The sequence below is a fragment of the Burkholderia pyrrocinia genome (assembly GCF_001028665.1).
GTDB classification, from domain to species: Bacteria; Pseudomonadota; Gammaproteobacteria; order Burkholderiales; family Burkholderiaceae; genus Burkholderia; species Burkholderia pyrrocinia.
In genome coordinates this window covers 1,532,944-1,559,862 of record NZ_CP011504.1, presented here as the reverse complement: position 1 = coordinate 1,559,862, position 26,919 = coordinate 1,532,944, and the positions used below count along the sequence as shown (strand labels likewise).

Below are 26,919 nucleotides of genomic sequence, written 5' to 3'. Positions count from 1 at the left end.
CCGCATCTCGCCGGCCGCCGCGAGCGCGCGGCAGCCGGCGCCCTGACAACCCCCATTCGACGCGGCGCGCGCGTTCAGGCAAGATCGACGCGCACCGTCCGTTTTTACGCCGTCAAGAGTCATCGAATCGCATGCAGAACTTCTACGAAGCCACCGTTACCCGCCAGCCCTACCCGCAACTGACCGGCACGATCGACACGCAGGTCTGCATCGTCGGCGGCGGCCTCGCCGGCCTGTGCACGGCGCTCGGCCTCGTCGAGCGCGGCGTGCACGACGTCGTCGTGCTCGACAGCGAACGGGTCGGCTTCGGCGCATCGGGCCGCAACGGCGGCTTCGTATTCGGCGGCTACAGCCTCGACAACGCCGACCTGCTGCGCACGCTCGGCCGCGACGAAGGGCGCCGGCTGTACCGGCTCACCGTCGATGCGGTCGACCTGATCCGCGCGCGGATCGCACGCTACGGCATCGACTGCGACATCGTCGACGAGGGCGTGATGCTCGCGAACTGGTTCGACGATCCGTCGCGGCTCGACAGCGTGCGCACGCTGATGAAGCGCGAACTCGGCGTCGACTGGGAACCCGTGTCGACGGACGCGCTGCGCGCGCGGCTGAAGACGCAGCGCTACTACGGCGGCCTGTTCGAGCCGAACGCATTCCACTTCCATCCGCTCAAGTACGTGCTCGGCGTCGCGGCGGCCGCATCGCGCGGCGGTGCGCGCGTCTATGAACGCTCGGCCGCGCTCGGCATCGCGCGCGAAGGCGCCGGATACGTCGTGCGCACGGCGCAGGGCGCGGTGCGCGCGAAAGACGTCGTGTTCGCGGGTGGCGGCTACGCGCGCGGCGTGTCGCCGCGCATCGAGCGCGCGGTGCTGCCGATCGCGACCTACGTGATCGCGACCGAACCGCTCGGCGCGCGCCTGCCGGACGCGATCGACGCGCCGTACGCAATCTACGACACGCGTTTCGCATTCGACTACTACCGCCCGCTGAAGGACACGCGCATCCTGTGGGGCGGCCGGATCTCGGTGCTCGACCGCGGCCCCGACGCGATCGCGCGCCTGCTGCGGCGCGACCTGCTGCGCGTGTATCCGCAACTCGAAGGCGTGAAGGTCGACTACGCGTGGGGCGGGCTGATGAGCTACGCGCGGCACAAGATGCCGCAGATCGGCCGCGACGCGGACGGCGTATGGCACGCGATCGCGTTCGGCGGCCACGGGATGGCGCCGACCACGGTGGCCGGCGAAGCGCTCGCGGCCGCGCTGGCCGAAGGCCGGCCGGTGCCGGACGGCTTCGCCGCGTTCGGGCTCACGCGCACGTTCGGGCTGGCCGGCCTCGCCGCCGCGCAGCTCACGTACACGGCGTACCAGGCCCGCGACGCGCTCGCGTCCTGCCGCCGCTGAGCAGCCGCGACGGCCGAAACGGCCCGGCCGATTAGAGCGGAAGGTCGGCAGGACGCGGATTTCCCACATGCTAGAATGCCTCGTCCAAGCCGCCGCAAAGCCAGAACAAGATCACATGAAAGCAGGAAGCAAGGCCGCCACGTCCGAAAGCCGCGCGCTTGCGTCCGACGCGCGGCGCAAATACGATCCCGAGCAAACCAAGCGCAACATCCTCGATGTCGCCACGCAGGAATTTTCCGCGATGGGCCTCGCCGGTGCGCGCGTCGACGCGATCGCCGAGCGCACGAACACGACGAAGCGGATGCTCTATTACTACTTCGAAAGCAAGGAAGGCCTGTACGAGGCCGTGCTGGAGAAGGTGTACGGCGACATCCGCGCGCTCGAGCAGGAGCTGCACGTCGGCGACATGGAGCCGCGCGAAGGCATGCGCCGCCTCGTCGAATTCACGTTCGACTATCACGACAAGCATCGCGACTTCGTCCGCCTCGTGTCGATCGAGAACATCCACGGCGCGAAGTATCTCGAACAGCTCAAGTCGTTCAAGAACCGCAACGTCAGCATCATCAAGACGCTCGAGGAGCTGGTCGAGCGCGGCGCGGCAAGCGGCGCGTTCCGCAAGGACATCGACGCGTTCGACCTGCACCTGCTGATCAGTTCGTTCTGCTTCCACCGCGTGTCGAACCGCTACACCTTCGGCGCCGCGTTCGGCCGCGACCCGTCGGCGCCGCGCCTGCGCGCGCGGCATCGCGACACGATCGCCGACGCCGTGCTGCGCTACGTCGCCGCGTAAGCGGCGGCTGCCCGGGCTCCCGGGCAGCGCCCCCCGGCGCACGAAGCAACCGCGCCCTTCCCGTATCAGTCCGTCGGCGCGGTCGACGCCAGCGCGATCCGCGCCTTCTCTTCCGGGCTTCCCGCCACGTAATACTTCTTCGCCCAGCTCGAATCGGGCGCGAGCGCGAGCCGCGCATGCGTGCCCGTGCCGGCGCCGTGCTGCTTTGCGCCGATCGCCAGCGCCCGTGCGCGATAGTGCTCGTAGAGCCGCAGGAATTCCGCCAGATAGATCGCCGCGATCCGCTTGTCGCGAATCTCGAGCAGGTTCTCGTCGTTGTACTGCTCCGAATTGCGGCTCATGTTCGCCGAGCCCGTATAGACGACCGGATTTGCGCCTTCCGCATCGATCACGATGAACTTGTGATGGATCACGACGGGCGGATAGGCCGGCGCCGGTTCGCCCGGAAACTGCCGCCATTCCGGCTCGAAGCCCTGCGGCACCGTCGCCGGCGAGAAGTACTCGGCGTCGATCACGTCGTGGTTGTCGCGGCTGCGGTGATACAGCTCGAGGTTCGCGAGCGTCGCCGCATCGAGCGGCTGGCCGGCCTGCTGCGCGGCATCGGCCTTCGTCGCGCTGCCGATGTTGATCTTGTTCACCAGCCCGAACATCATCAGCCCGCGGTCGCCGGCCGCGAAGCACGCGTCGCGCAAGGCCGCGTCGGTCGGCATGAACAGGCAGAACGACACCGAGTGCTTCGCGGCCGCGATCGCGGCGACGATCGTGTCGATCTCGGTGCGCTGCCCCGCCGGTTCGGGCGAGAACGCCAGCCGCACCTGCGCGCTACCGATCGTCATCGGCATCGACCAGCCCGGCGACAGGCGCGCCGTGTCCGCGATCGACGGATTGCCGGCCAGCGCATGCGCACGGTCGTTGTACAGCGCGGCGAGCGCGGACGAGTCGAATGCGTGCAGCACGTTCGCCTGCTCCGTCAGCCCCTCGGTCGTGAAGTTTGCGGAACCGGTCAGCACGCGCACGGGCGCCGGGTTCGACGGCGCGTCGGTCACGATGAACTTGTCGTGCATGATGTGCGTCTTGTCGCGCGGCGCGAGCGTCGCGAGCCCTTGCAGCGCATCGACGGCCGGCTGGTTCGGCGACGGCAGCGGCGGCTTGCCCTTGCGGGCCGTCGTGTGCGCGTCGTAGACGATCGCGAGCGACGCGTCGCCGTGCTTGCGCCCGAACGCTTCGAACGCAGGCAGCGCCCACAGCGTGTCGGTCAGGTGATAAACGGCCGATGCCGCGCGCGACGCAGGGTCGAGCAACTCCGCGAACACCTGCTCCATGTCGTTCGCGAGCCAGGTGCGCAGCTTCAGTGCCTGCGCGTCGCTCGGCGCCGCATTCGGCGCGAGGCCCAGCGCCGCGACCTGCTTCGCAAAGGCCTGCGAGCTCACCACTGCGCGGTTGAACCACGTGCCGATACCGTCCTCGATATGCGCGGGGAGCACGACGTCGCACACGCCGGCTTGCGCGTCGAGCACCTGCAGGTTCGCCGGCGTGCCGACGACCGGATACACGTCGTAGCGGAACGACGCGCCGCGGTCCTGCGGATCGATGCGCGCATCCCACCACATGAATTTCTGGATCGGCGCCTGGTCGGTCGGCGCATCGCCCTGCGTGTCGGCGGCCGGGCCGTCGAACGTCAGGCGGTTCGGCAGCCAGCTGTTCGGCGCACGCGTCCTGCCGTCGGCCGACCAGAATCCCGGCGTGCGCCGGATCGCAAAGCCGAGGAAATCGTTGCGCGACTGCGCATCGGCCCAGTCGAAGGCCAGCAGGACGAGAGTCGGGGAAAGATAGCTGCGCACGCTGACGGTCATTCGTTGCTCCCTGGCCGCGAGGCCGGTCGAAATGAATGGGTCAGTGTCGGCGGAGGTTCTTCCCGCGGAATGACGGTTCGATGAACCTTGTATGTCGGACGCGCGTCAGTCGCACACCAGCAGTTCGATCCCGCGCGCGGTCAGCGCGCGGCGCACGGCCTTGTCGGGTGCGCGTTCGGTCACGAGATAGCGCGCGGCGGACGCGCCGTTGATCCGCACCGGCGTCACGCGGCCGAATTTCGAATGGTCGGCGACGATGACTGCCGTGCCGGCCGCCGCGATCATCCGGCTGCGCACCTCGGCCGCGATCCGCGAGTAGTCGGTGCACTCGCCGTCGGGCGTGATGCCGCCGGCACCGACGAACGCGAAATCGACGTGGTATTGCGCGAGCTGGTGGATCGTGTCGAGCCCGAAGGTTGCGTCTTCGTCGTCGGACAGCTCGCCGCCGAGCAGCGTCACGCGGTTGCCGTTGCGCCGCGCGAGCACGAACGCGGTGCGCCAGTCGTTCGTGTAGATCGACAGCCGGTGCCGGTCGGCGAGCGCGAGCGCGACCGCATGCGGCGTGCTGCCCGAATCGATCAGCACCGATGCGTCGTCGGGCACGAATTCGGCCGCGCGCCGCCCGATCGTGCGCTTCGCTTCGGCGTTCGCGGCTTCGCGCTCGGACAGGCTCGGTTCGCGGCGGTCGGCGGCCAGCGCGCCGCCATGCGTCATCACGAGCAGGCCGCGCGCGGCGAGCGCGTTCAGGTCGCGCCGCACGGTCTCGCGCGACACGTCGAGCGAGCGCACGAGCTCCGCGACCGACAACGCGCCCGACCGTCCGAGCTCCGACAGGATGTATTGATGACGTTGTTCCGCCAGCATCGCGTGTGCGCCCGAGGCGACTGGTAATGGGTAAGCCGGCCATTGTATTACGGCCGTTTGACCGCCATTTGACCGTGGCGCGTAACGCGGCCGGCCGCATTCCCCGAAAGCGAAATTCTGTATTGCCTGGTGCGCGCGAATCGGCGCGGTGCCGGTTGCTACACTTTGCGCTTCCTCAAACGACAGACCAGGCAAAGGGGCCCGCACAATGTATCGCAAAGGCAGCGTGATCGAAATCCAGTTTCCGCCCGAACGACTCAACGATGCGGCCGGCGATCCGTACTGGATCGACCTGACGCTCGACGAGGCCCGCCGGCTCTACGAGCAGCTCGCCGCACGCTTCGCGACCGACGCGCGCGCCAACCAGCCGCTCGACACGTTCTCGATCGACTGATCTCCGCAGCTTCGCGCTTGCCCGCACCGCGTGCGGTGCGGCGCCCTTCCCGTCCGCGCCCCGCCTGCACCGGTCGATAGCCGGCCCGCACCGGAAGCCGGACGCCCGGCACGCAACGAGCGCCGGCGCATTCACACGATGCGCGGCCCGAGTGCAGGATTCGACAAGACGCCGGCGCCGCTTCCCCCGATACTGGCCGACTTTACGATTCCGTCCGGCCGCATCGCGGCCCGCCTTGCATGCTTACCTCGATCGTCGCCGCCGCTTTCGTCGCGCTGTGGTCCACCGGCTTCATCGTTGCACGGGCAATCAAGCCCTACGCCGATCCCAACCTGTTCCTGCTCGCGCGTTTCGCGGGCACGGCCGCGCTGTTCGGCGCGGTGGCGCTCGTCGCGCGCGCGCCGTGGCCGGCCCGCCGCGAGTGGCCGCGCCACCTGATTGCGGGCGCGCTGCTGCAGGGCGTCTATCTCGGCGCGAGCTACTGGGCCGTCGCGCAAGGGCTGAACGCGGGCGTCATGGCGCTGCTCGGCGCGCTGCAGCCGCTCGCCACCGCCGTGCTCGCCGTCCCGCTGTTCAACGAGCGCCTGCCCACGCGCGGCTGGTTCGGGATGGCGCTCGGGCTCGCCGGCGTCGTGCTCGTGCTGGCGCCGAAGGTCGCGGGCGGCGTCGCGCCGCCGCCGGGCGCGGCGCCTGCGTGGTTCGTCGTTGCCGTGTCGGTGCTCGCGGTCGGATCGATCACCGCCGGTTCGCTGTACCAGAAAGGCAAGCTCGCGCAGAGCGACCTGCGCACCGCGGTCGCCGTGCAGAACTTCGGCGCGGCGATCGTCGCGGCGATCTTCGTCGTGCTGCTGCATGAAACGCGCTGGATCGGCGCGCCGGCGCTGTGGGTGTCGCTCGTGTGGGGCGTCGTGTTCCTGTCCGGCGGCGCGGTCACGATGCTGATGTGGATGCTGCGGCGCGGCAACGCGGCGCGCGCGACGTCGCTGCTGTTTCTCGCGCCGCCGCTTGCCGCGTTGCAGGGCTACCTGCTGTTCGGCGAGACGCTCGCGGCGATCCAGCTATTCGGCTTCGCGCTCGCGCTGGCGGGCGTCGTGCTCGCGCGGCGCTGACGCACGCGCACATGTGCGGTCGTGCGGTCGTGCGGCCGCGCCGACGCATGCCGACAAGCTCATCGAGACCTGCGTCACGAACGCCCTTCCCGCGGCATCCTGCACCCGCCCGGCGCACCGTGCACCACCGCGAGGCAGCGCGTCTCGCCGAAGCAACGCGAGACGGCCGGATCGCACGCCCGGCGCGGCGCCCCGCCGCGATTGCGCTTATGATGGGCGCCTTGCATTTCGTTCCGGAACTACCTTCATGACATCCGCCGATTACGCCAGCCGCCAACGCGCGATCATTGCCGAACTGAACGTCGCCCCGCACTTCGACGCCGAGGCCGAGATCGCCCGCCGCGTCGATTTCCTCGCGCAATACCTTCGTTCGACCGGCCTGCGGACCTACGTGCTCGGCATCAGCGGCGGCGTCGATTCATCGACGGCCGGGCGGCTCGCGCAACTGTCGGTCGAACGCCTGCGCGCCGACGGCTACGATGCGCGCTTCATCGCGATGCGTTTGCCGAACGGCGTGCAGAACGACGAAGCCGATGCACAGCGCGCGCTCGCGTTCGTGCGCGCGGACGAGGAACTGACCGTCGACGTGAAGCCGGCTGCCGATGCGATGCTCGCGTCGCTGGTCGCCTCCGGCCATGCGTTCGACACGCCCGCGCAACAGGATTTCGTGCACGGCAACATCAAGGCGCGCGAGCGCATGATCGCGCAATACGCGGTGGCCGGCGCGCGGCGCGGCATCGTGATCGGCACCGATCACGCAGCCGAATCGCTGATGGGTTTCTTCACGAAGTTCGGCGACGGCGGCGCGGACATCCTGCCGCTCGCGGGCCTGAGCAAGCGCCGCGTACGCGCGGTTGCCCGCGCGCTCGGCGGCGAGGAATCGATCGTGATGAAGGTGCCGACGGCCGACCTCGAGGAACTGCGCCCGCTGCGCCCCGACGAGCACGCATACGGCGTCAGCTACGACGAGATCGACGATTTCCTCGAAGGCAAGCCGGTCAGCGACCATGTGTACGAAACGGTGCTGCGCTTCTACGACGGTTCGCGCCACAAGCGCGCGCTGCCGTACACGCCGTTCGACTGGCCGACCGCGCAAGCCGGCCGCTGACGCGAAAATACGGCCGCGTCGCAATCCGGCGCTGCGGCCGGACAACCGGCCGGCAGCGTCGGAACCCGACCGCCGCGCGAGCCATCGCGGCTACGCGCGGCAACCGGGAGACAGGCAACGCTACGCGTGCCCGCCCGTCTTCTTCGTTTGCAGCGCGCGAATCCGCATCCGCGCGCCCGTATCGCTGACCGTCGCGTCGTACATCGTCGCGAGGTCGCGCTTGAGCGCGGTGCGCGAGCCGCCGTCCAGATACACCATGTGCCCCGACGGATAGAAACGCGCGGACAGGTTCTGCCGCACCTTCTGATCCTCGAGCGGCATCTGCTGCAGGTCGATCACGGTCTGGTAGAACGGCGTGACGAAATCGTACAAACCGTTCGCCGACAGCACCTTCAGGTCGACGTTCAACGCCATCACGGCAGCAAGATCGCCGGCCGTGTAGAGGATCACGTTCCCCTGAGCATCGATGCCCTGCTGCGCGCCGGTCGGATCGATGTGGCTGAAATCCCAGTTCCGGAACGCCTGGTCGTTCAGGTCCGTGAACGCGGAATTCGACGTGTATTTCAACTGCTCGTTCAAATAGCTGTTCCACATCGCCGTATAGACGCCCGTCACGGCCGTCATCGTCGGGTCGTTGCCGCCCGAGTTCGGGTCGATCTTGCCGGCGATGCCCGTCGAGATCGCGGTCACGCGGCCGTCGTACGAACCGAGCGCGAGCCCCTGCGCATGCAGCAGCGTCGTCAGGAACAGCGAATTGCCGCGCGCGTCGTAGCCCGCGATATCGAGGCTCCACGATTGCAGCGTCGCCGTGTCGATGCCCGTGTATTGCGACAGTTTCTGCACGGCGGCCGGGTCCGCATGCGGGACCGTGCGCAACGCGTTCAGGTAGTCGGTGCGCGAGAACTGCGCGACTTCCTCGACGAACGCGCCGAGATCGGTCGGCGCCGGCGTGACGCCGAGTTTCTTGTGATACCACGCGTCGGCCGCGGCGGTCGGCAGCGCGCCGACCGGGTTGCCGGCCTGCCGGTAGTCGAGGATCGACGACTGCAGCGTGACGCCGTTCAGGTCGATGCCGTCCTCGTGCAGCTTGTACGCGAGCACGCAGCTGCGCGCGGTGCCGTACGATTCGCCGAACAGGTATTTCGGCGAATTCCAGCGGTTGTTCTTCGTCAGGTAGCGCTTGATGAACTGCTTCAGCGAATCCGCATCCTGGTCGACGCCCCAGAAGTTGCGGTTCTTGTTCGGCGCGACGGCCGCCGAATAGCCGGTGCCGACCGGGTTGATGAACACCAGGTCGCTGTGGTCGATCATGCTGTCCGGGTTGTCTTCCATCTGGTACGGCGCGGGCGGCGTGAAACCCGGCATCGACGTCTTGATGCGCTTCGGCGCGAACGAGCCGAGCAGCACGAACACCGACGACGAACCGGGCCCGCCGTTATAGAAGAACGTCACGGGCCGCGTTTCCTCCGTCGCGCCGTCGGCCGTGAATGCAACGTAGAAGATCTTCGCGGCAGGCTGCGAACTGCTCGGGTCGACCGTCACGAGGTGGCCGGCCGTCGCCGTGTACGCGATGCGCTTCCCGCCGATCAGGATCGTGTGATGCGTGATCGCGGCCGCTTCGGTCGTGTCGGTCACCGAATCGTCGGGGCCGTTGCCGTACGCAACCGGATCGAAGAACGGCTGGTCGCGGCCGTGGCTCAGCGCGACCGGATTGACGGTCGGCGGCATGCTCTGCGAATTGTGGTCGCCGTGATGCAGCGGATAAACGCCGCCGGAAGATGCGGAATCGATGCCCATCGTGCTGCTCCTGGAGGTGAAAAAAGACGCGGGCAGGAAACCCGCGTCGAACGAAAAAGGCGTGTGGCGATGCGTCAGCTCGACGGCTTGCGCGCGAGGATCGCGGCGAGCTGCGCGCCGTCCGGGCTGCCGAGGCCCGTGCAGGCGTCCCAGCCCGACGCGGCCGCGTACGTGCCGTTCGATCCTTTCGTGATATCGCGCAGCGCGCCCGGATTCTTGTACAGCACCGGATTGACCCAGCCGGCCGATGCGCCGGCCGCCGCATTGATCCGCGCGATCAGCGCGGCCCACAGCGGCGCGACCGCGCTCGTGCCGCCCATCACGGCGGCCGTGCCGGCGACCGACACCTCGTAGCCCGTCTGCGGCGATGCATCACCGGCGACGTCCGGCACGCCGCGCTTCGCGAGCGGCGTGCTGCTGCCGTCGGCACGCGTGACGGCGAGCCCCTGCTGCCACGCCGGCAGGTCGAACAGCGTACTGACGCCGCCGCCGCCCGCGCCGCCGCCCGACGCCTCGTCGTTCCACGTGACCTCGCTGCGGATGCCCTGCCCCGGCAGCGCGTCGAGCTGCGTGCCGCCGCAGCCGAGCACGTACGGGCTCGATGCGGGGAAGTCGACGTGATCGGCGCCGTCCTGCAACCCGTCGCCCGAGCCGCTGTCGCCCGACGCCGCACACACGGTGATGCCCTGCGCGGCCGCCGCCTGCAGCACGCGGTTGAATGCCTGCGCCGACTGCGCCTGCCAGACCGCTTCCGGGCCGCCCCAGCTGATCGAGATCACCGAAGGTTTGTTGGTCGTGTCGTTGACGGCCGCGTTGACGGCCTGGATGAAGCCCGCGTCGCTGTTCGGTGCGAAGTAGACCGCGATCTTCGCGGCCGGCGCGATCGCGCCGGCGATCTCGATGTCGAGCGCGACTTCGCCGTCCGGGCCGTTCGGGTCGCCGGACGGCGCGTTGCGTCCGGTGCCGACGTTCACGTCGACGAGCGTCGGCGGCGTCTTGATGCCGAGCCCGCTGAAATACTGCCGGATGTCGGCCGCACGATAGCCGCCGCCGAGTTCGACGATCGCGATGCACTGCCCGGCGCCGTCGCCGGCCGGAAAGCCGTACAGCGACGCAAGCTGGATCGGCGTGAACGTGACGCCCGCCGTACCGCCGCGCGCGGGCTTGAACGGTGGACGCAGTCGGAAGTGCGGCCGCGCCTGCGGGCGGCTGTCGAGGCCGAGCACGGCCGTGACCGCGTCGCCAAGATCGTCGGGTAGCGCGATCGGGCCCGAGCGGCCGCGATACTGGCCGATCGAACGATGCTCGAAACGCTCGAGCTTCACGCCGAACGCCGCTTCGAACTGCTGGATCATGCCGGACAGCACGACGACGCTTTCAACGGGATCGACGCGATCGACCGTCAACTGGTGACGACGCGCGAAGTCCTCGGTCTTGCGGATGTCGTCGGGATTGGCGGAGAAACGCTGCGCGAACGCGTCGCGCGTCAGCGGTTTCGCCTGTGCGTCGCCGGTGGCGAGCTGGTGGACCAACGAATCGAGTTGCCCTTCTTCCTGCCGCCGCAACATGATCGTGACGTGGATGCGTTCTGCCGGATCGCACGGGCCGAGACACTTGGACTCGGCGACGATTCGGGGTTCACGGTCGGCGTGAAGATGCCTTGCCATGTTCAGACCCTCCTTGGTACCGCGTTGCACGGAACAGCCAGGAAATCGGACATAGCCGGCGGAAGTCGGTTCCGTTCGGTCAGTCGGTTCGCAGCAGCGCGAAGTTAAAGGGAGTTTAGAACAGTCAGATGATTTGCGCGCACGCCCTTCTGCGGCGGGGCATGCGCGCGAAGGCCGGCATTGCGCGCGGCCTGCATCGATCGGCGCATCGTCGCCACGCGGCCTGTCGACCTGCGTGGCGGCGATGCAGCGGCGCCGCTCAGTCCATCGACAGGCGCAGCGCGAAACCGATCAGCGCCGCGGAAAACGTCCAGCGCTGCACGGTCTGCGCGAGCGGATGCGCGCGCATCCACGCCGCGATGCGCGACGCGCCGAACACGCACGCGAGGTCGAAGCACACGCCGGTCACAACCAGCAGCGCGCCGAGTTCGAACATCTGCACGACGACCGGCCCGGCCTCGGGCCGCACGAACTGCGGCAGCAGCACCGAGCAGAACAGCAGCGCCTTCGGGTTCAGCAGGTTCGTCAGCAGCCCCTTCACGAACGACTGCCGCAGCTCGTCGGCGGTCGCCGCCGCATCGCTGTCGCCGAGCGCGAACACGGGCGAGCGGAACACCTGGATCGCGACATACGCGAGATAGAGCGCGCCGCCGTAGCGGATCACCTCGTACAGCCACGGCGCGCTGCGGATCAGTGCCGCGACGCCGCATGCGGACAGCGTCACGTGCGCGGTGCGCGCGAGCGACAGGCCGGCCGCCGCCGCCATCCCCGGCCGCACGCCGCGACCGATGCTGGTCTGCAGCACGAGCGCCATGTCGGGCCCCGGCACCGCATAAATGGCCGCCAGCGCGGCGAGATAGATCAACAGCAAATGCGTGGAAATCATGTTCTGCCCCCGTCCTTCAATGACGATATGTTGCCGCTGAAGGTAGAGGGATTATTGGCCATCTTCGACTCAGGATTGGCGATCCATAGCGGAATCCGCCACAATCTAGAAACCAGAACAAGGATTCCACCAATATGACCGAACTCGACAAAACCGATCGCGCGATCCTCGCTGCGGTGCAGCGCGACGGCCGCCTGCCGATCGCGCGTCTCGCCGAATCCGTCGGCCTGTCCGAGACGCCTTGCGCGCGGCGCCTCAAACGTCTCGAAACCGACGGCTACATCGAGCGCTACCGCGCGCAACTGTCGCGCCAGGCGCTCGGCTTCGGCGTCGTCGCGTTCGTGCTCGTGCGGTTCGCGACGCACGACCGCAGGGTCGCCGACCGGTTCGAGCGGGAAGTGCTGGGCATCGAGCGGATCCTGGCGTGCCACAACGTCGCGGGCACGGCCGACTACCTGCTGCAGGTGGTCGCGCGCGACCTCGACGACTACGGCACGTTCGTGCGCGACTCGCTGCGGATGCTGCCGGGCGTGACGTCGATCGAATCGGCGCTGTCGCTGCGCGAGGTGAAGCACGACGCGGGGTTGCCGGTGCCGTGATGTGCGCGGCGGGACGCGCCGATGTAACGCTCGTTCACATTGTCGGCAGCGCCGGCGTCACGCGATGTCCGGTGCCTGGTGCGCGCGCTCGAGATCCTCGAGAAACGCCTCCACGAGCGGATTACCGCGCCCGTTGCGCGCGACGACCATGTGAAACGTCACGTCGTAGCGCAGTTGCTCCGGATTGAGCGGCGCGAGCAGCCCCTGCGCGACGTACGGCGCCGCGAAGTGCTGCGGCAGGTAGCCGAGGTGGTGGCCGGACAGGATCAGCAGCGCGACGGCCTCCATGTTGTCGGCGGTCGCGGTCACGCGGTCGGGCGTCGTCGACATCTGCGCTTCCGGCAGCGGATACGAGCGCCACGCCCATTCGAAGCCCGCGACGTCGGCCGGCGTCAGCGTACCGGCGCCGTCGAACAGCGGATGGCCGCGGCCGCAGTACGCGATCTGGCGCTCGATGAACAACGGCGTGTAGTCCAGCGTCGGCACGCGGTGCCAGAAATAGCCGACCGCGATCTGGATCTCGTCGCTCAGCAGCTTCTCCTCGAGATCGCCCGGCGCGCGCACGGAGATCGAGAAGCGCACGGCCTCGTCGCGCGTGCGGAACGCGGCGATCGCCTCGGCGATCCGCGCGTTCTGGCTGACCGGCGTATGGCCGATCAGGCCGATGTTCAGCGTGCCGACCAGCTGGCGGTCCATGTGCCGCGCGGCCATCCCGAATTCGTCGAGCGCCGCGAGCAGCTTGCGGCTCATCGCATGAAACCGTTCGCCCTTCGGCGTGAGCCGGAAACCGCTGCGGCCGCGCTCGCAGAGCCGGTAGCCGAGCCGCGTCTCGAGCGACGACAACTGCGCGCTGATCGTCGACTGACCGACGTTCAGCACGGCCTGCGCGGCCGATACGCCGCCCGCGTCCGTGACCGCGAGAAACACGCGGATCAACCGCAGATCGAGGGTCGACAGATTCCCCAGCACGCTCTTCCCCTTCCATACATCGATGAAAATCGATGTTAACGTCGATATCTTCGCATTCTTCTTTCCCGGCGGAGCGCGTAAAACTGTGCGCCAAGCCGCGTCGAATGATACGGCAACCCCACATCGGAAGAGGCGCCCCATGAACGACCACACCCATTTCCAGCCGCTCGGCGGCAATGAAATGCCGCGCTGCGGCGGCATCGCGACGATGATGCGCCTGCCGCACGTGGCGAGCGCCGAAGGACTCGACGCATGCTTCGTCGGCGTGCCGTTCGATCTCGGCACGTCCAACCGCACGGGCGCGCGCTTCGGCCCGCGCCAGATCCGCACCGAATCCGTGCTGCTGCGCCCGTACAACATGGCCACGCGCGCCGCGCCGTTCGATTCATTGCAGGTCGCCGACATCGGCGACGTCGCGATCAATCCGTACAACCTGCACGATTCCATCGCGCGCATCGAAGCCGCATACGACGCGATCCTCGAGCACGACTGCAAGCCGATCACGCTCGGCGGCGACCATACGATCGCGCTGCCGATCCTGCGCGCGATCCACCGCAAGCACGGCAAGGTTGCATTGATCCACGTCGATGCACACGCCGACGTGAACGACACGATGATGGGCGAAAAGATCGCGCACGGCACGCCGTTCCGCCGCGCGGTCGAGGAAGGCCTGCTGCACGGCGACAAGGTCACGCAGATCGGCCTGCGCGGCACGGGCTACGCGGCCGAGGATTTCGACTGGTGCCGCGAGCAGGGCTTCCGCGTCGTCCAGGCCGAGGAATGCTGGAACAAGTCGCTTGCGCCGCTGATGGAAGAAGTGCGCGCGCGCGTCGGCGACACGCCCGTCTACATCAGCTTCGACATCGACGGAATCGATCCGGCCTACGCACCGGGCACGGGCACGCCGGAAATCGCCGGCCTCACGGTGCCGCAGGCGCTCGAGATCATCCGCGGCGCGAAGGGGCTGAACATCGTCGGCTGCGATCTCGTCGAAGTCGCGCCGCCGTACGACCCGTTCGGCACCACGGCGCTGCTCGGCGCGAACCTCGCGTACGAGCTGCTGTGCGTGCTGCCCGGCGTCAAGTACCGCGACTGATCCCGCGCCGCCACCTATTCCAAATCAGAAGATTCCAGAGGAGCACACACAAAGATGGGGACTTCCGTCAAGCAACCGAAGCGGGCGGCGCTCGCTTCGTTCGTCGGCACCACGATCGAGTGGTACGACTTCTATAGCTACGCGACCGCCGCCGCCATCGTGTTCGGGCCGCTGTTCTTTCCCGGCGAAAACCGTTTCATCAGCCTGCTCGCATCGTTCGGCTCGTTCGCGGTCGGCTTCTTCGCGCGGCCGCTCGGCGGCGTGATGTTCGGCTATCTCGGCGACCGCTTCGGCCGCAAGCGTTCGCTGCTCGCGACGCTGATGCTGATGGCCGTGTCGACGGTCGCGATCGGCCTGCTGCCGACCCACGCACAAGCCGGTGTGATCGCGCCGATCCTGCTCGTGCTGATGCGCGTGCTGCAAGGCATCGCGGTCGGCGGCGAATGGGGCGGCGCGGTGCTGCTCGCCGGCGAGCATGCGCCGGAAGGCAAGCGCACGTTCTTCGCATCGTTCGCGCAGCTCGGCAGCGCGAGCGGCCTGATCCTGTCGATGCTCGCGTTCGGCGCGATCAGCACGCTGTCGAAGGACGACATGATGAGCTGGGGCTGGCGCGTGCCGTTCCTCGCGAGTTCCGTACTGCTGGTGGTCGGCTTCGTGATCCGCGCAAGCGTGTCCGAGTCGCCCGAGTTCGAGGAAGTCAGGAAGAGCGGCAACACCGCGCAGAACCCGGTGCGCGAAGCGCTCAAGTACTGGCCGCTGCTGCTGCTCGCGATCGGTGCGAACGTGTACGGCATCGCCGGCGTGTATTTCAGCAACATCTTCATGATCAGCTACGCGACGCAATTCCTGTCGCTCGACCGGTCGATGGTGCTGCATTGCATGACGATCGTCGCGGTGCTGCAGTTCGTCGTGCAGCTTGCGGCCGCGTTCCTCGCGCAGCGCCTCGGCACCACGCGCGTGCTGCTGATCACCGGCGCATGGGCCGCGATCGTCCCGTTCGTGATGCTGCCGCTCGTGCACATGGGCACGCCGCTGTCGATCACGGTCGGCGTCGGCCTCGCGACGCTTGCTGAATCGGGCTACTACTCGGTGGTCGCGGGTTTCGTCAGCGGCATCTTCGTCGCGCGGATCCGCTATACGGCAATCTCGATCGCATACCAGGTGTGCGGCGCGCTCGCCGGCGGCCTCACGCCGCTCGTCGCGACCGTCATCGCGCAGAACGTCGCGCCGCAATGGTGGCCGCTCGCGATTCAGTACACGAGTGCCGCGATCCTCTCGTCGCTGTGCGTGTGGCTGATCTCGCGCCGCGTCAGCATCGACGATGCCGGTGCGCCCGGCAAGGTGAACGAGTCGCTGCCGCGCGGGGCGCGCACCGCATAATTTACGCACGACGGGCAGGCGGCTTCCCCTGCCCGGTTCTCGCGCATACGGGGCGGCCGACAGGTCGCCCGCTCTTCTTCCGGGAATCCACTCCCCGCCTGTTTCGCGACGACGTCGCCGTCCGTCTTCCCGGCTGCCTTCGTCAGGCGTTTTCACACGGTAGTACTTCACGCCGATCCGGATAACGACGCGTCCCGGGGCCTGCCCGGGACGGTCTGAACCGGTGCGGCGCCTGTCGCCGGATCGTCGATCGCGGCGAGCAGGCGCACAGCGTTCGCGCGTTATTGCATCGGGTTGCGCAGCGTCTTCGCGGCGGCGACCATGTTCGTCAGCGCCGGAATCACTTCCGCCCACTGGCGCGTCTTCAGGCCGCAGTCCGGGTTCACCCACAGGCGCTCCGCCGGAATCCGCTCGGCCGCCTTCTTCATCAGGCCGACGATGTGCTCCTGCGTCGGGATGTTCGGCGAATGGATGTCGTACACGCCCGGCCCGATCTCGTTCGGATACCTGAAGTTGTCGAATGCATCGAGCAGCTCCATGTCCGAGCGCGACGTCTCGATCGTGATCACGTCCGCATCCATGTCGGCGATCGACGCGATGATGTCGTTGAACTCCGAATAGCACATGTGCGTGTGGATCTGCGTATCGTCCTGCACGCCGTTCGCGGTGATGCGGAACGATTCGACCGCCCACTTCAGGTACTCGCTCCATTGCGCGCGGCGCAGCGGCAGCCCTTCGCGCAGCGCGGCCTCGTCGATCTGGATCACGCGCACGCCGGCCTTCTCGAGATCGAGCACTTCCTCGCGGATCGCGAGCGCGAGCTGGTAGCACGACACCGAGCGCGGCTGGTCGTCGCGCACGAACGACCAGTTCAGGATCGTCACGGGGCCGGTCAGCATGCCCTTCATCGGCTTGTTCGTCAGCGACTGCGCGTACGTGATCCACTCGACCGTCATCGCCTTCGGGCGGCCGATGTCGCCGAACAGGATCGGCGGCTTCACGCAGCGCGAACCGTACGACTGCACCCAGCCGAACTGGCTGAACGCGTAGCCGTCGAGCTGCTCGCCGAAGTATTCGACCATGTCGTTGCGCTCGGCTTCGCCATGTACGAGCACGTCGAGTTCGAGCGACTCCTGTTCGCGGACGCTGCGTTCGATCTCGGCCTTCATCGCCGTGCGGTAGCCGGCTTCATCCAGCGCGCCGGCCTTGAACTGGCTGCGCGCCTGGCGGATTTCGGTGGTCTGCGGGAACGAGCCGATCGTCGTCGTCGGGAAGGCCGGCAGGTTCAATCGCGCCGACTGCTTCGGCGCACGCTGCGTATACGGGCTCACGCGGTTGCCGAGCTGCGCGTCGATACGCGCGATCGCGGCCTTCACCGCCGGGTTGTTCACGCGCGGCGAGCGGCGGCGCGAGTCGATCGCGGCGGCGTTCGCGGCAAGCACGTCGGCTACCTTGTCGCGGCCTTCGTTCAGCGCGGTCGCGAGCACCTTCAGCTCGTCGAGCTTCTGCAGCGCGAACGCGAGCCACGAACGGATCTCCGCGTCGAGCTTCTCCTCGCTCGCGAGATCGACCGGCACGTGCAGCAGCGAGCACGACGGCGCAAGCCACAGGCGATCGCCGAGCTGCTTCGCGAGCGGTTCGAGCCAGTCGAGCGTCGCGTTCAGGTCCGTCTTCCAGATGTTGCGGCCGTTGATCGCGCCAACCGACAGCACGCGCTCGGCCGGCAGCTCGCGCACCAGTGCATCAACCTCGTCGCGTGCATTGATCGCGTCGACATGCAGGCCGTCGACGGGCAGCGAATTCGCGAGCGTCAGGTTGTCCTGGAGCTGGCCGAAGTAGGTGGCCAGCAGCAGCTGAATGCGGCGCGTTTCCAGTGCCGCATAGGCAGTACGGAATGCCTGCCGCCATTCGGCGTCGAGCTCGGTGACGAGAATCGGTTCGTCGACCTGCACCCATTCGACACCCTGCGCGGTCAGCGTGTCGAGCAGCGCGCCGTACACGGGCAGCAGCTTCGGCAGCAGCGCGAGGCGATCGGAATCGTCCTTCGCCTTGCCGAGCCACAGGTACGTAACGGGGCCGACGATCACCGGCTTGGCATTCACGCCCTGCGCCTTCGCCTCGGCCAGTTGCTGGAGCAGGCGCGACGGGTCGAGCGAGAAGTTCGTGTCCGCGTGGAATTCCGGCACGATGTAGTGATAGTTCGTGTCGAACCACTTCGTCATTTCGCCGGCCGAGACACCACCGCAGCACGCTGCGTGCTCTTCCGCCGACTGCGCCGAACGGCCGCGCGCGACGCGGAAATAGTTGTCGAGCACGTCGCCGTGGAAACCCTGCACGCGCTTCGGCAGGTTGCCGAGCGTGAAGCTCATGTCGAGCACCTGGTCGTAGAACGCGAAATCGCCGATCGGCGCGAGATCGAGATCGCGCTGGTCGTTCCAGTGACGCTGGCGCAGTTCGGCGCCGAGCGCCTTCAGCTCGTCGCGCGACGATTCGCCCTTCCAGTAGCGTTCGAGACCGAACTTGAGTTCGCGCTTCGCGCCGATGCGCGGAAAACCGAGGTTGTGTGTCCTGACCATGATGCTGCCGTCCAGATGTAGTGAATGTCCGGCAGCCATGATAGGGATTTCAATACATGAAATAAAATGGCATTATTTCATTCATCCATTAAATCTGTTCATGTATCTGCCAGGTGAGCGATATCCATGCTGGAACGATTCCATCTCGTCGTCATTCGTGAAGTCGAGCGCCAGGGCTCGCTGACCGCGGCCGCCAATGCGCTGCATCTCACGCAATCGGCGCTCAGCCATACCGTCCGGAAAATCGAGCAGCAGCTCGGCACGCCGATCTGGGATCGGGAAGGCCGCGGCCTGCGGCTCACACAGGGCGGGCAATATCTGCTGAAGCTGGCGAACCGGCTGCTGCCGCAGTTCGAACTCGCCGAGGAGCGGATGAAGCAGTATGCGAAGGGCGAGCGCGGCACGCTGCGCATCGGGATGGAATGCCACCCGTGCTACCAGTGGCTGCTGAAGGTCGTGTCGCCATACCTGTCGCGCTGGCCCGACGTCGACGTGGACGTGAAGCAGCGCTTCCAGTTCGGCGGCATCGGCGCGCTGTTCGGCTATGACATCGACGTGCTCGTCACGCCCGATCCGCTGAACAAGCCGGGCCTGCGCTTCGATCCCGTGTTCGACTACGAGCAGGTGCTGGTGGTCGCCGACTCGCACCGGTTCGCGAACACCGACTACGTGACGCCCGAGCAACTGACCGACGAGATCCTGATCACCTACCCGGTCGAAACCGACCGGCTCGACATCTACAACCAGTTCCTGACGCCGGCCGGCATCATACCGAGGCGGCACAAGTCGATCGAGACGACCGACATCATGCTGCAAATGGTCGCAAGCGGGCGCGGCGTGGCCGCGCTGCCGAGATGGCTCGCCGACGAATATGCGGACCGGATGCCGGTCGTACCGGTCAAGCTCGGCAAGAAGGGCATCGCGAAGCAGATCTTCCTAGGCATCCGTGAAGCGGACGCATCGATCGACTATCTGGCCGCGTTCGTCGCGCTTGCGCGCGAATCGACATGGAGCGCGCCACGCATGCTGCGCTAGGCGCGCTAGGTGCGCTAGGTGCGCTAGGTGCGCTCGCTTGCGATACGCGTCAGGCGGCGCGCATGCCGCTGCGTTCGCTGCGCTCGACCCACGCGCCGAACAGCAAGCCGATCGTCGTCCACATGATCGCCTGCATGCCGATGGCCGCGACGCGGAACTTCCACAGCACGGCGGCCGGGAAGGCGGCCGGCACTTCGTTGATCGACGGCAGCCCGAACTGCACGGCCGCGATAATCGCAATGAACACGAGCCCCGCGACGATCGACGCGTTCCATTGGCCGAGCTTCGCCAGCAGATGGCGGCGCACGCTGACCGAGAACACCATCGTCGCGATCGAGATCGCGATCATCAGGAAGAACAGGCCCGTGCGATAGCCGATCGTGTCGGGATCGCCGACCGACGGCGGATTGGCCGGGTACTTGAGGTTCGGCACGATCACGAGCGCGACGAACGCCGCGAGCGCGAGCCACGCGGCCAGCGGCCGTGCCGGGAGGCGGCCGCCTCGCCCGTATACATACGCAAAGACCAGCGCAAACAGCCCGCCGAATGCCGCGCCGTAGGTCACGACGCCCGTCAGCAGGCCGAGGCCGGCCTGTGTATGGCGGCTGACCAGTTCGGGCTCCGGTGCCTCGCTTTTGGCGCCATCGAGCTTTTCTTCAAAGGATATCGCCTGATCGACTTGCGGTTCGCCGACAATTTTCGCGAAACCGAACGTGAGGAGGCCCGCGGCGATGCCTGCGAGCATCCCGCGCATGAGCAGCTTTCCGACCATCGTATGCTCCGCGTCAGTGGCAGGGAAAGCCGAGCAGATGGCGGCCGTCGTGGACGAATTCGTGCACATACATGCCCGGCACGAGCGACGTCGCGCCTTGTTCCGCGCCGACGAAATAGAGTGCGAGCAGCAGGATCAGGCCGACGAACACGGCCCACGGCAACAGTTCACGGACGGGGATGGGTGCCGGCACGACAACCGGCTTCAGCACTGCTTCGCTCATGGATGCACCTCAGGGGAATCGCGCCCCGACGAAAGTTGAATGGGTACGAAGGCAGGTCTGGCTTCCGGGATCGGAATTCCCCGGTTACAGTGGCGCGACCGCGCCGGGATTGCACCGGCTTCCGCGTTTCGTATCGGGCGAATTGTACGTGCGAACGTCCGCGTATTGAAGTGATGGCCCGCGAGCGACCGCGCACCCGCCCCGCCCCCGCCAAAAACCGACATGAACATGCATGCCTCGCTGCGCCTGATCGCACACGGATCGACCCGGGCGATGCGCACCGGCACGTTTCCCGACAACGATCCGCTCGATGCACGCGGGCTCGCCGACGCCGCCGCGCTGCGCAACCGTTGGGCGGGTGTCGCCGGCGCGCTCGTGCTGTGCAGCCCCGCATGCTGCGCGCGGCAAACCGCCGATGCGCTCGGGCTGCGTGCCGACATTGATGACGCGCTGCGCGACATCGACTACGGAAACTGGCGCGGCAAGCGGCTGCACGACCTCGCACGCGACCTGCCGGACGAACTGGACGCATGGATCGGCGATCCGTCCGCGTCGCCGCACGGCGGCGAATCGTTCGATGCAGCCATGCACCGCGTCGCCGCATGGTTGAACGCGCTGCGGCACGGCCGCGACATCGTCGCGATCACGCACGCGGCGATCGTTCGCGCGGCCGTCGCGCATGTGCTGCGGATGGATTCCAACGCTGCGCCCCGCATCGACGTCGCGCCGCTGTCATGCACGACGTTCGTTGCATCGCCGCACGGCTGGACGTTGATCGCAGACGACGATCGGCACGACACCGACACGTAAGCCCCTGCCTTATCGCGTTCACTATGTGGGCCGCGATGCGAGCCGACGTGTCTCGTCGCGATCGCATATCGATGCGTGTCTTACATCACTGTAAGACATACCGTTCGTCATCCCGACTGTCATCAAACTGACTGCTGGCCGAAGCTAGGATCGGACACGGTTCCCTTACGAGATACCGTCATGAATCAACCTGCTTCGTCCGCCTCGAACAATCCGGGCTCCGTCGAGCGCACCCGGCAAGTCGGTTATGCCGTCTTCCTGCTGGTGCTCGCGATCGGCGCCGTCTATATCGCCACGCACCTGATCGACGATCTGTCGCCGTTCCGCGAAGGGTCGCTGTTCCCGTACCTGATGCTCGGCGCGGCACTGCTGATCGCGCTCGGCTTCGAATTCGTCAACGGTTTCCACGACACGGCCAACGCGGTCGCCACGGTGATCTATACGCACTCGCTGACGCCGAACGTCGCAGTGATCTGGTCCGGCATGTGGAACTTCCTCGGCGTGATGGTCTCGAGCGGCGCTGTCGCGTTCGGCATCCTGCAGCTGCTGCCGGTCGAGCTGATCCTGCAGGTCGGCAGCGGCGCGGGCTTCGCGATGGTGTTCGCGCTGCTGATCGCCGCGATCGTGTGGAACCTCGCGACCTGGTATTTCGGGTTGCCGTCGTCGAGCTCGCATACGCTGATCGGATCGATCATCGGCGTCGGGCTGATGAACCAGTTGATGCACGGGCCATCGGGCACGAGCGGCGTCGACTGGGGCCAGGCGCTCGGCGTCGGCAAGTCGCTGCTGTTGTCGCCGATCGTCGGCTTCCTGTGCGCGTCGCTGCTGCTGCTCGTGCTGAAGGCCGTCGTGCGGATTCCCGAGCTGTACAAGGAGCCGCCGAAGGATCAGCCGCCGCCGTTCTGGATTCGCTGCCTGCTGATCCTGACCTGCACGGGCGTGTCGTTCGCGCACGGTTCGAACGACGGGCAGAAGGGGATGGGCCTCATCATGCTGATCCTGATCGGCACGGTGCCGACCGCGTATGCGCTGAACAAGGCCGTCACGCCGGCCGAATCGCAGACCTTCGTTGCGGTCGCGAACCAGGCGGCCGCGACGTTCGGGAAATACACGAACGGCGTTGCGCCGTCCGCGAACCCGCGCGCCGACGTCGAACACTACGTGCAGCGCCGCGAACTGACGCCCGCCGTGCTGCCGGCCGTGCAGCAGCTGTCGACGTCGCTCGCAACCGCGGTCGGCGCGTCGGGCTCGATGGCAGCGGTGCCGCAACGCGACGTCGACAACGTGCGCAACACGATGTATCTGGTGTCCGAAGCAATTCGCCTGATCGAGAAGTCGGGTCAGCCCGCGTTTGCCGCCGACGACAAGCTCGCGATCGACAACTATCGCAAGCAGCTCGATCACGCGACCAAGTTCATTCCGACGTGGGTGAAGGTTGCCGTTGCGATCGCGCTGGGCTTGGGCACGATGGTCGGCTGGAAGCGGATCGTCGTGACCGTCGGCGAGAAAATCGGCAAGCAGCATTTGACGTACGGACAGGGCGCATCGGCCGAACTCGTCGCGATGCTGACGATCGGCGCCGCCGACGTGTACGGGCTGCCCGTATCGACGACACACGTGCTGTCGTCGGGCGTCGCGGGCACGATGGCGGCGAACGGGTCCGGGTTGCAATGGAGCACGGTGCGCAGCCTCGTACTCGCATGGGTGCTGACGTTGCCGGCGTCGATCGCGCTTGCGGGCGGGCTCTACTGGCTGTTCCGGTCGCTGGCCTGATCGGGGGCACGGCGGGCGGCCGGCGGAAGCCGGCCGCCTGCCGTAGCAGATTCGGCCCTCGCTTCTCCGCTTCTCCGCTTCTCCGCCTCTCCGCCTCTCCGCCTCTCCGCCTCTCCGCCTCTCCGCCTCTCCGCCTCTCCGCCTCTCCGCCTCTCCGCCTCTCCGCCTCTCCGCCTCTCCGCCTCTCCGCCTCTCCGCTTCTCCGCTTCTCCGCTTCGCCGCTTCTCCGCTTCTCCGCTTCTCCGCTTCTCCGCTTCTCCGCTTCTCCGCTTCTCCGCTTCTCCGCTTCTCCGCTTCTCCGCTTCTCCGCCCCGACACTTCGACACTTCGACGCATTCGCGTGTGTCCATGCCACGTCGCGAGCTTTCTCCTCTTCCTTTCCGAATTGAAGCGCAAGATCTGGAGCGCGCCGGCGCACGGACGTCGCTAGACTGGGTTCATCAACTCTCATCGTGGATTCACCCGTGCGCGCGACGTTTCCCGAGCATTCCGCGCGACCGCACGGCGCCACACTGCTGACGAACGAGGTACGCCCGTGAACATCGCCGATCTGCAACCTGCCGTCGAATCGCTGGACATCGCGCAACGCGTCGACACGGTCGACTGGACAACCGTCGACGCCGAACTCGATCGCTACGGATGCGCACGCGTGCCGGGCCTGATCTCCGCAAACGAGTGCGATGCACTCGCATCGCTCTATCCGCGGGATGCGCTCTATCGTTCACGCGTCGTGATGGCGCGGCACGGATTCGGGCGCGGCGAATACAAGTATTTCGCGTACCCGCTGCCCGCGATCGTCGCGGAGCTGCGTACGACGATCTACCCGCATCTCGCACCGATCGCGAATCGCTGGAACCAGGCACTCGGTATCGACGTTCGCTATCCGAAAGACCACGCGATCTTCCTCGACCGCTGCCACGCCGCAGGACAGACACGACCCACACCGCTGATCCTTCAATACGGTCCCGACGACTACAACTGCCTCCATCAGGATCTGTATGGCGAGCACGTGTTTCCGCTGCAGGTCGCGATCCTGCTGTCGGCGCCGGGCCGCGATTTCACGGGAGGAGAGTTCGTGTTGACGGAACAGCGACCACGCATGCAGTCACGTGCGGAAGTGGTGTCGCTGACGCAAGGCGACGCGGTGATCTTCGCCGTGCACGGCAGGCCCGTGCAGGGAACGCGCGGCGTCTATCGCGTCAACCTGCGCCACGGCGTAAGCCGGATCCGAGGCGGACACCGCCACACGGTCGGCATCATCTTTCATGACGCGCAGTGACAGGTGACGGTCACCGGGACGAACACGATACGGTCGTGCAGTTTGTCACGTCGATGGATTCGCACAGGAAATGACGTGCGTCTGCCGCGCCAATCGCGCGTCATCACTCACGGTTCGTTACGACCGGACATCGCCGCCTGGTCACCCGTCCACCGTGATGGATGACAGATTTCGCTACCCGTCAGGTCATCACAGCCAGGACAAATCGACGTTGCAAGTGAGCGACAGGAAATAAAAATACTCACCTGTCGCGACACCAACGCGATTAGCGGCCCGGTCTACCCCCGCGCCATATTCGCCCGCAGCCGGTCGCCCGCATCGGCGGCCAATCGCGCGTAGCCCGGCAACGTCAACAGTGCGAGCACGCCCGCCGCGACGAACGCCCAGCGGAAATCGTCGAGCACGTAATGCATGCCGGCCGCATCGCCACGCACCAATGCCGCGAGCCGCAGCGACAACGCGCCGAACGCGATCCCCATCCCGATCGTCATCTGCTGCGCAGCACTCCAAAGCGTGCTGGCGGCGCTCGTCTGCTGAGCCGGGATATCCGCATAGGCCAGCGTCGCGAGCGTCGTGAACTGCATCGACCGCGTCAGCCCGTAGACGAATACGACGAACAGCGTGATCGTCAGCGGCGTCGATGCGGTCAGCCATCCGCACGCGATCGTGAAGATGCCGACGATCGTCACGTCGACGAGCGCAACGCGCCGGAAACCGTAACGGTCGAGGATCCACGACGTTCCCGCCTTCATACCGAGATTGCCGAGCGCGCTCGCGAGCAGCAGCAGGCCGGACTGGAACGGCGACAGCCCGAAACCGATCTGGAACAGCAACGGCAGCAGGTACGGCACGGCGTTGATCGCCATCCGCGTGATCGAGCCGGTGATCACCGTCACCGAGAACGTCGGCACCTTCAGCGTCGTGAAATCGAGCAGCGGATGCGCGCAACGCCGCGCATGCAACCACGCTGCCATGCCGAACAGCACGCTCGTGCCCACCAGGAGGGCCGCTCGCGTGAAGTTGACATCCTGCTGGCCGGCCGCCTCGGTGCCGATCAACAGACAGGTCAGTGCTCCGCCGGCCAGCACGAAGCCGACCCAGTCGAGCGGCCGTTGCTCGTCGGCCCGCGTGTTCCGGACGATCAGCAAGGTACAGACGAGCGCGGCGATGCCGAACGGGACGTTCAACAGGAAGATCCATCGCCAGGACGCATAGGTCGTGATGAAACCACCGATCGGCGGCCCGACGACAGGCGCGACGATGCCCGGCCATGTGATCGTCGCGATCGCGCGCATCAGCCTTGCCTTCTCGGTGCTGCGCACGACGATCATCCGTCCGACCGGCACCATCATCGCCCCGCCGACGCCCTGCAGCAACCGCGCAGCCGTGAACGTCACCACGCCATTGGACAACCCGCACAGCACCGACGCGCCGGTAAAGACGACGATCGCGCTGGCGAACACCGTGCGCGATCCATACCGGTCCGCGATCCAGCCGCTGATCGGGATGAACACCGCAAGCGCAAGCATGTAGGCCGTCATCCCGAGGCTCAGCGCGTTCGGCCCAACGCCGAACGAGTGCGCCATTTGCGGCAGCGCGGTCGCAATCACGGTCGTGTCGAGGTACTCCATGAAGAACGTTGCGGCGACGAGATACGGCAAGAAGTCGGTCGTCCGACCACCTTGGGCTGGGCTGTCAGTCATGAACGGTGCAGGAGACGGAATCCGAAAGACACCGACCGCCAGCAGGTGCAGACAAGCGCCGGGGATCGGAACGAATGGCGATATTACCCTGAAGGGCTTGGTCTTCGCTTTGTCGACTCAGGTCGCACGAATGCACTTTATGCGCATAGATTTCGGGGACGGTTTCGTGCTGCGTCCGCCGAGTAACGTGCCCGATCGGGTCGACGCGAAGCGCGGAAGGCTGGGTAGGTAAAGCTGGCGGGTTTTCGCAGGAAGGCGTCATTTATCGAGCATTGTCGATGAACGTCGCCCATCAGCAGTCATCGCAGCAGCATCTTTGGATGCACCGACATCAGCCAGGCGCTGGGTGGAGGTGCATCGATGCGATGCGTAGAGGAAGAGGCCTGAAGATTTCAGCAGCGCAGAACTGCGGATCACTTGAATGCCTTGGCCAATCGTGTGGGCGGACTGCAATGCTCGGATCAACGCCTTCGGCACCCCAGCTCCGAGCGCGCTGCCCGTTGCCTGGCCGGCCTGCATTTACGATGTGTGTGCCCGCGAGTGCTCATCGTCGCCGTGTCTGATTGCTTCGCAGGTCTCGTCGTTCATCGAAATCTAGACCCGAACGTTGGATTCTCTACGGCGAAGATCCAGCGCCACAAATGCAAAAACCCCCGCCTTTCGGGCGGGGGTTCTTGGCTTAGGGAGCCTGACGATTACCTACTTTCACACGGGAATCCGCACTATCATCGGCGTAGAGTCGTTTCACGGTCCTGTTCGGGATGGGAAGGGGTGGGACCGACTCGCTATGGTCATCAGGCAAAGAGGGTTGTCGCGTTGCTTCGCAGCACGACCAA

At 66.8% G+C, this 26,919-nt stretch carries 23 protein-coding genes, 1 rRNA gene and 1 riboswitch; of the genes, 12 read left to right on the top strand and 12 right to left on the bottom strand.

Annotation, left to right across the window (positions count from 1 at the left end; all coding sequences use genetic code 11):
- Positions 1-131 precede the first annotated feature (131 nt).
- Together ABD05_RS23230 and ABD05_RS23225 are read left to right on the top strand one after the other, a co-directional pair.
- Positions 132-1,400 (top strand): NAD(P)/FAD-dependent oxidoreductase, encoded by a 1,269-nt coding sequence (locus ABD05_RS23230; protein WP_047902400.1) that lies wholly within the window; start codon positions 132-134, stop codon positions 1,398-1,400.
- A gap of 115 nt (positions 1,401-1,515) precedes the next feature.
- Positions 1,516-2,190 carry a TetR/AcrR family transcriptional regulator gene (locus ABD05_RS23225; protein WP_034180911.1) on the top strand — a complete coding sequence of 225 codons (675 nt, stop codon included), beginning with the start codon at positions 1,516-1,518 and terminating at the stop codon, positions 2,188-2,190.
- Between the two features lie 65 nt (positions 2,191-2,255).
- Here ABD05_RS23225 and ABD05_RS23220 read toward each other — a convergent pair whose 3' ends face one another.
- On the bottom strand, positions 2,256-4,043 hold the full coding sequence (locus tag ABD05_RS23220) for a phospholipase D-like domain-containing protein (RefSeq protein WP_047902399.1): 1,788 nt from the start codon (positions 4,041-4,043) through the stop codon (positions 2,256-2,258).
- Between the two features lie 105 nt (positions 4,044-4,148).
- Positions 4,149-4,907 (bottom strand): DeoR/GlpR family DNA-binding transcription regulator, encoded by a 759-nt coding sequence (locus ABD05_RS23215; protein WP_047902398.1) that lies wholly within the window; start codon positions 4,905-4,907, stop codon positions 4,149-4,151.
- A 208-nt stretch (positions 4,908-5,115) separates the two neighbouring features.
- Between ABD05_RS23215 and ABD05_RS23210 the strand changes: the two genes are divergently transcribed.
- The 3 genes from ABD05_RS23210 (at position 5,116) to nadE (ending at position 7,518) form a co-directional block, all read left to right on the top strand.
- Positions 5,116-5,301, top strand: coding sequence for a hypothetical protein (locus ABD05_RS23210; RefSeq protein WP_006480515.1), 186 nt, complete (start codon positions 5,116-5,118; stop codon positions 5,299-5,301).
- Positions 5,302-5,540: 239 nt separating this feature from the next.
- Entirely contained in the window at positions 5,541-6,410 is an 870-nt protein-coding gene (locus ABD05_RS23205) for a DMT family transporter (RefSeq protein WP_047902397.1), read from the top strand.
- Between the two features lie 247 nt (positions 6,411-6,657).
- A complete protein-coding gene (gene nadE / locus ABD05_RS23200; protein WP_047902396.1) occupies positions 6,658-7,518 on the top strand; it encodes an ammonia-dependent NAD(+) synthetase in 861 nt (286 codons plus the stop codon).
- Between the two features lie 120 nt (positions 7,519-7,638).
- On the opposite strand, the gene ABD05_RS23195 is transcribed toward nadE, so the two are convergent.
- From ABD05_RS23195 to ABD05_RS23185, 3 genes are all read right to left on the bottom strand, one after another.
- Positions 7,639-9,315: a S10 family peptidase gene (locus tag ABD05_RS23195; protein ID WP_047902395.1), complete on the bottom strand. Its 1,677-nt coding sequence runs from the start codon at positions 9,313-9,315 to the stop codon at positions 7,639-7,641.
- Positions 9,316-9,389: 74 nt separating this feature from the next.
- Positions 9,390-10,982, bottom strand: coding sequence for a S53 family peptidase (locus ABD05_RS23190; protein WP_047902394.1), 1,593 nt, complete (start codon positions 10,980-10,982; stop codon positions 9,390-9,392).
- Positions 10,983-11,241: 259 nt separating this feature from the next.
- Positions 11,242-11,868: a LysE family translocator gene (locus tag ABD05_RS23185; RefSeq protein ID WP_047902393.1), complete on the bottom strand. Its 627-nt coding sequence runs from the start codon at positions 11,866-11,868 to the stop codon at positions 11,242-11,244.
- Between the two features lie 134 nt (positions 11,869-12,002).
- On the opposite strand from ABD05_RS23185, the gene ABD05_RS23180 reads away from it, so the two are divergent.
- Entirely contained in the window at positions 12,003-12,467 is a 465-nt protein-coding gene (locus ABD05_RS23180) for an Lrp/AsnC family transcriptional regulator (RefSeq protein ID WP_047902392.1), read from the top strand.
- A 57-nt stretch (positions 12,468-12,524) separates the two neighbouring features.
- Here the strand turns inward: ABD05_RS23180 and ABD05_RS23175 are convergent, their stop codons facing one another.
- Positions 12,525-13,436 carry a LysR family transcriptional regulator gene (locus ABD05_RS23175; protein WP_047902391.1) on the bottom strand — a complete coding sequence of 304 codons (912 nt, stop codon included), beginning with the start codon at positions 13,434-13,436 and terminating at the stop codon, positions 12,525-12,527.
- Positions 13,437-13,575: 139 nt separating this feature from the next.
- On the opposite strand from ABD05_RS23175, the gene speB reads away from it, so the two are divergent.
- Entirely contained in the window at positions 13,576-14,532 is a 957-nt protein-coding gene (gene speB, locus ABD05_RS23170) for an agmatinase (RefSeq protein WP_034180920.1), read from the top strand.
- Between the two features lie 54 nt (positions 14,533-14,586).
- On the top strand, positions 14,587-15,912 hold the full coding sequence (locus tag ABD05_RS23165) for an MFS transporter (RefSeq protein ID WP_047902390.1): 1,326 nt from the start codon (positions 14,587-14,589) through the stop codon (positions 15,910-15,912).
- 281 nt (positions 15,913-16,193) lie between these two features.
- Here ABD05_RS23165 and metE read toward each other — a convergent pair whose 3' ends face one another.
- Positions 16,194-18,488 (bottom strand): 5-methyltetrahydropteroyltriglutamate--homocysteine S-methyltransferase, encoded by a 2,295-nt coding sequence (gene metE / locus ABD05_RS23160; protein WP_047902389.1) that lies wholly within the window; start codon positions 18,486-18,488, stop codon positions 16,194-16,196.
- Between the two features lie 126 nt (positions 18,489-18,614).
- On the opposite strand from metE, the gene ABD05_RS23155 reads away from it, so the two are divergent.
- Positions 18,615-19,523, top strand: a complete 909-nt coding sequence (locus ABD05_RS23155) for a LysR family transcriptional regulator (protein WP_047902388.1) — start codon at positions 18,615-18,617, stop codon at positions 19,521-19,523.
- 49 nt (positions 19,524-19,572) lie between these two features.
- Here ABD05_RS23155 and ABD05_RS23150 read toward each other — a convergent pair whose 3' ends face one another.
- Both ABD05_RS23150 and ABD05_RS23145 read right to left on the bottom strand, forming a co-directional pair.
- Positions 19,573-20,295 carry a CbtA family protein gene (locus ABD05_RS23150; RefSeq protein ID WP_047902387.1) on the bottom strand — a complete coding sequence of 241 codons (723 nt, stop codon included), beginning with the start codon at positions 20,293-20,295 and terminating at the stop codon, positions 19,573-19,575.
- Positions 20,296-20,308: 13 nt separating this feature from the next.
- Complete coding sequence (locus ABD05_RS23145) at positions 20,309-20,518, bottom strand: CbtB domain-containing protein (protein WP_047902386.1); 210 nt, start codon at positions 20,516-20,518, stop codon at positions 20,309-20,311.
- Between the two features lie 33 nt (positions 20,519-20,551).
- Positions 20,552-20,689, bottom strand: a riboswitch (cobalamin riboswitch).
- A gap of 51 nt (positions 20,690-20,740) precedes the next feature.
- On the opposite strand from ABD05_RS23145, the gene ABD05_RS23140 reads away from it, so the two are divergent.
- From ABD05_RS23140 to ABD05_RS23130, 3 genes are all read left to right on the top strand, one after another.
- Positions 20,741-21,328, top strand: coding sequence for a histidine phosphatase family protein (locus tag ABD05_RS23140; RefSeq protein WP_047902385.1), 588 nt, complete (start codon positions 20,741-20,743; stop codon positions 21,326-21,328).
- A 180-nt stretch (positions 21,329-21,508) separates the two neighbouring features.
- The gene (locus ABD05_RS23135; RefSeq protein ID WP_047902384.1) at positions 21,509-23,101 is read left to right on the top strand and encodes an inorganic phosphate transporter; all 1,593 of its coding nucleotides are present in this window, start codon (positions 21,509-21,511) and stop codon (positions 23,099-23,101) included.
- A 535-nt stretch (positions 23,102-23,636) separates the two neighbouring features.
- The gene (locus ABD05_RS23130; protein WP_047902383.1) at positions 23,637-24,380 is read left to right on the top strand and encodes a 2OG-Fe(II) oxygenase; all 744 of its coding nucleotides are present in this window, start codon (positions 23,637-23,639) and stop codon (positions 24,378-24,380) included.
- Between the two features lie 278 nt (positions 24,381-24,658).
- Here ABD05_RS23130 and ABD05_RS23125 read toward each other — a convergent pair whose 3' ends face one another.
- From ABD05_RS23125 to rrf, 3 genes are all read right to left on the bottom strand, one after another.
- Positions 24,659-26,083, bottom strand: a complete 1,425-nt coding sequence (locus ABD05_RS23125; protein WP_047902382.1) for a DHA2 family efflux MFS transporter permease subunit — start codon at positions 26,081-26,083, stop codon at positions 24,659-24,661.
- Positions 26,084-26,341: 258 nt separating this feature from the next.
- A complete protein-coding gene (locus tag ABD05_RS37855) occupies positions 26,342-26,560 on the bottom strand; it encodes a hypothetical protein (RefSeq protein ID WP_148669130.1) in 219 nt (72 codons plus the stop codon).
- A 209-nt stretch (positions 26,561-26,769) separates the two neighbouring features.
- Positions 26,770-26,882 (bottom strand): 5S ribosomal RNA (gene rrf / locus ABD05_RS23120).
- Positions 26,883-26,919 lie beyond the last annotated feature (37 nt).

Coding starts and splice junctions, on each gene's coding strand:
- ABD05_RS23230 (WP_047902400.1), top strand. CDS start 132: ATGCAGAACTTCTACGAAGCCACCGTTACCCGCCAGCCCTACCCGCAA.
- ABD05_RS23225 (WP_034180911.1), top strand. CDS start 1,516: ATGAAAGCAGGAAGCAAGGCCGCCACGTCCGAAAGCCGCGCGCTTGCG.
- ABD05_RS23220 (WP_047902399.1), bottom strand. CDS start 4,043: ATGACCGTCAGCGTGCGCAGCTATCTTTCCCCGACTCTCGTCCTGCTG.
- ABD05_RS23215 (WP_047902398.1), bottom strand. CDS start 4,907: ATGCTGGCGGAACAACGTCATCAATACATCCTGTCGGAGCTCGGACGG.
- ABD05_RS23210 (WP_006480515.1), top strand. CDS start 5,116: ATGTATCGCAAAGGCAGCGTGATCGAAATCCAGTTTCCGCCCGAACGA.
- ABD05_RS23205 (WP_047902397.1), top strand. CDS start 5,541: ATGCTTACCTCGATCGTCGCCGCCGCTTTCGTCGCGCTGTGGTCCACC.
- nadE (WP_047902396.1), top strand. CDS start 6,658: ATGACATCCGCCGATTACGCCAGCCGCCAACGCGCGATCATTGCCGAA.
- ABD05_RS23195 (WP_047902395.1), bottom strand. CDS start 9,315: ATGGGCATCGATTCCGCATCTTCCGGCGGCGTTTATCCGCTGCATCAC.
- ABD05_RS23190 (WP_047902394.1), bottom strand. CDS start 10,982: ATGGCAAGGCATCTTCACGCCGACCGTGAACCCCGAATCGTCGCCGAG.
- ABD05_RS23185 (WP_047902393.1), bottom strand. CDS start 11,868: ATGATTTCCACGCATTTGCTGTTGATCTATCTCGCCGCGCTGGCGGCC.
- ABD05_RS23180 (WP_047902392.1), top strand. CDS start 12,003: ATGACCGAACTCGACAAAACCGATCGCGCGATCCTCGCTGCGGTGCAG.
- speB (WP_034180920.1), top strand. CDS start 13,576: ATGAACGACCACACCCATTTCCAGCCGCTCGGCGGCAATGAAATGCCG.
- ABD05_RS23165 (WP_047902390.1), top strand. CDS start 14,587: ATGGGGACTTCCGTCAAGCAACCGAAGCGGGCGGCGCTCGCTTCGTTC.
- metE (WP_047902389.1), bottom strand. CDS start 18,488: ATGGTCAGGACACACAACCTCGGTTTTCCGCGCATCGGCGCGAAGCGC.
- ABD05_RS23155 (WP_047902388.1), top strand. CDS start 18,615: ATGCTGGAACGATTCCATCTCGTCGTCATTCGTGAAGTCGAGCGCCAG.
- ABD05_RS23150 (WP_047902387.1), bottom strand. CDS start 20,295: ATGGTCGGAAAGCTGCTCATGCGCGGGATGCTCGCAGGCATCGCCGCG.
- ABD05_RS23145 (WP_047902386.1), bottom strand. CDS start 20,518: ATGAGCGAAGCAGTGCTGAAGCCGGTTGTCGTGCCGGCACCCATCCCC.
- ABD05_RS23140 (WP_047902385.1), top strand. CDS start 20,741: ATGAACATGCATGCCTCGCTGCGCCTGATCGCACACGGATCGACCCGG.
- ABD05_RS23135 (WP_047902384.1), top strand. CDS start 21,509: ATGAATCAACCTGCTTCGTCCGCCTCGAACAATCCGGGCTCCGTCGAG.
- ABD05_RS23125 (WP_047902382.1), bottom strand. CDS start 26,083: ATGACTGACAGCCCAGCCCAAGGTGGTCGGACGACCGACTTCTTGCCG.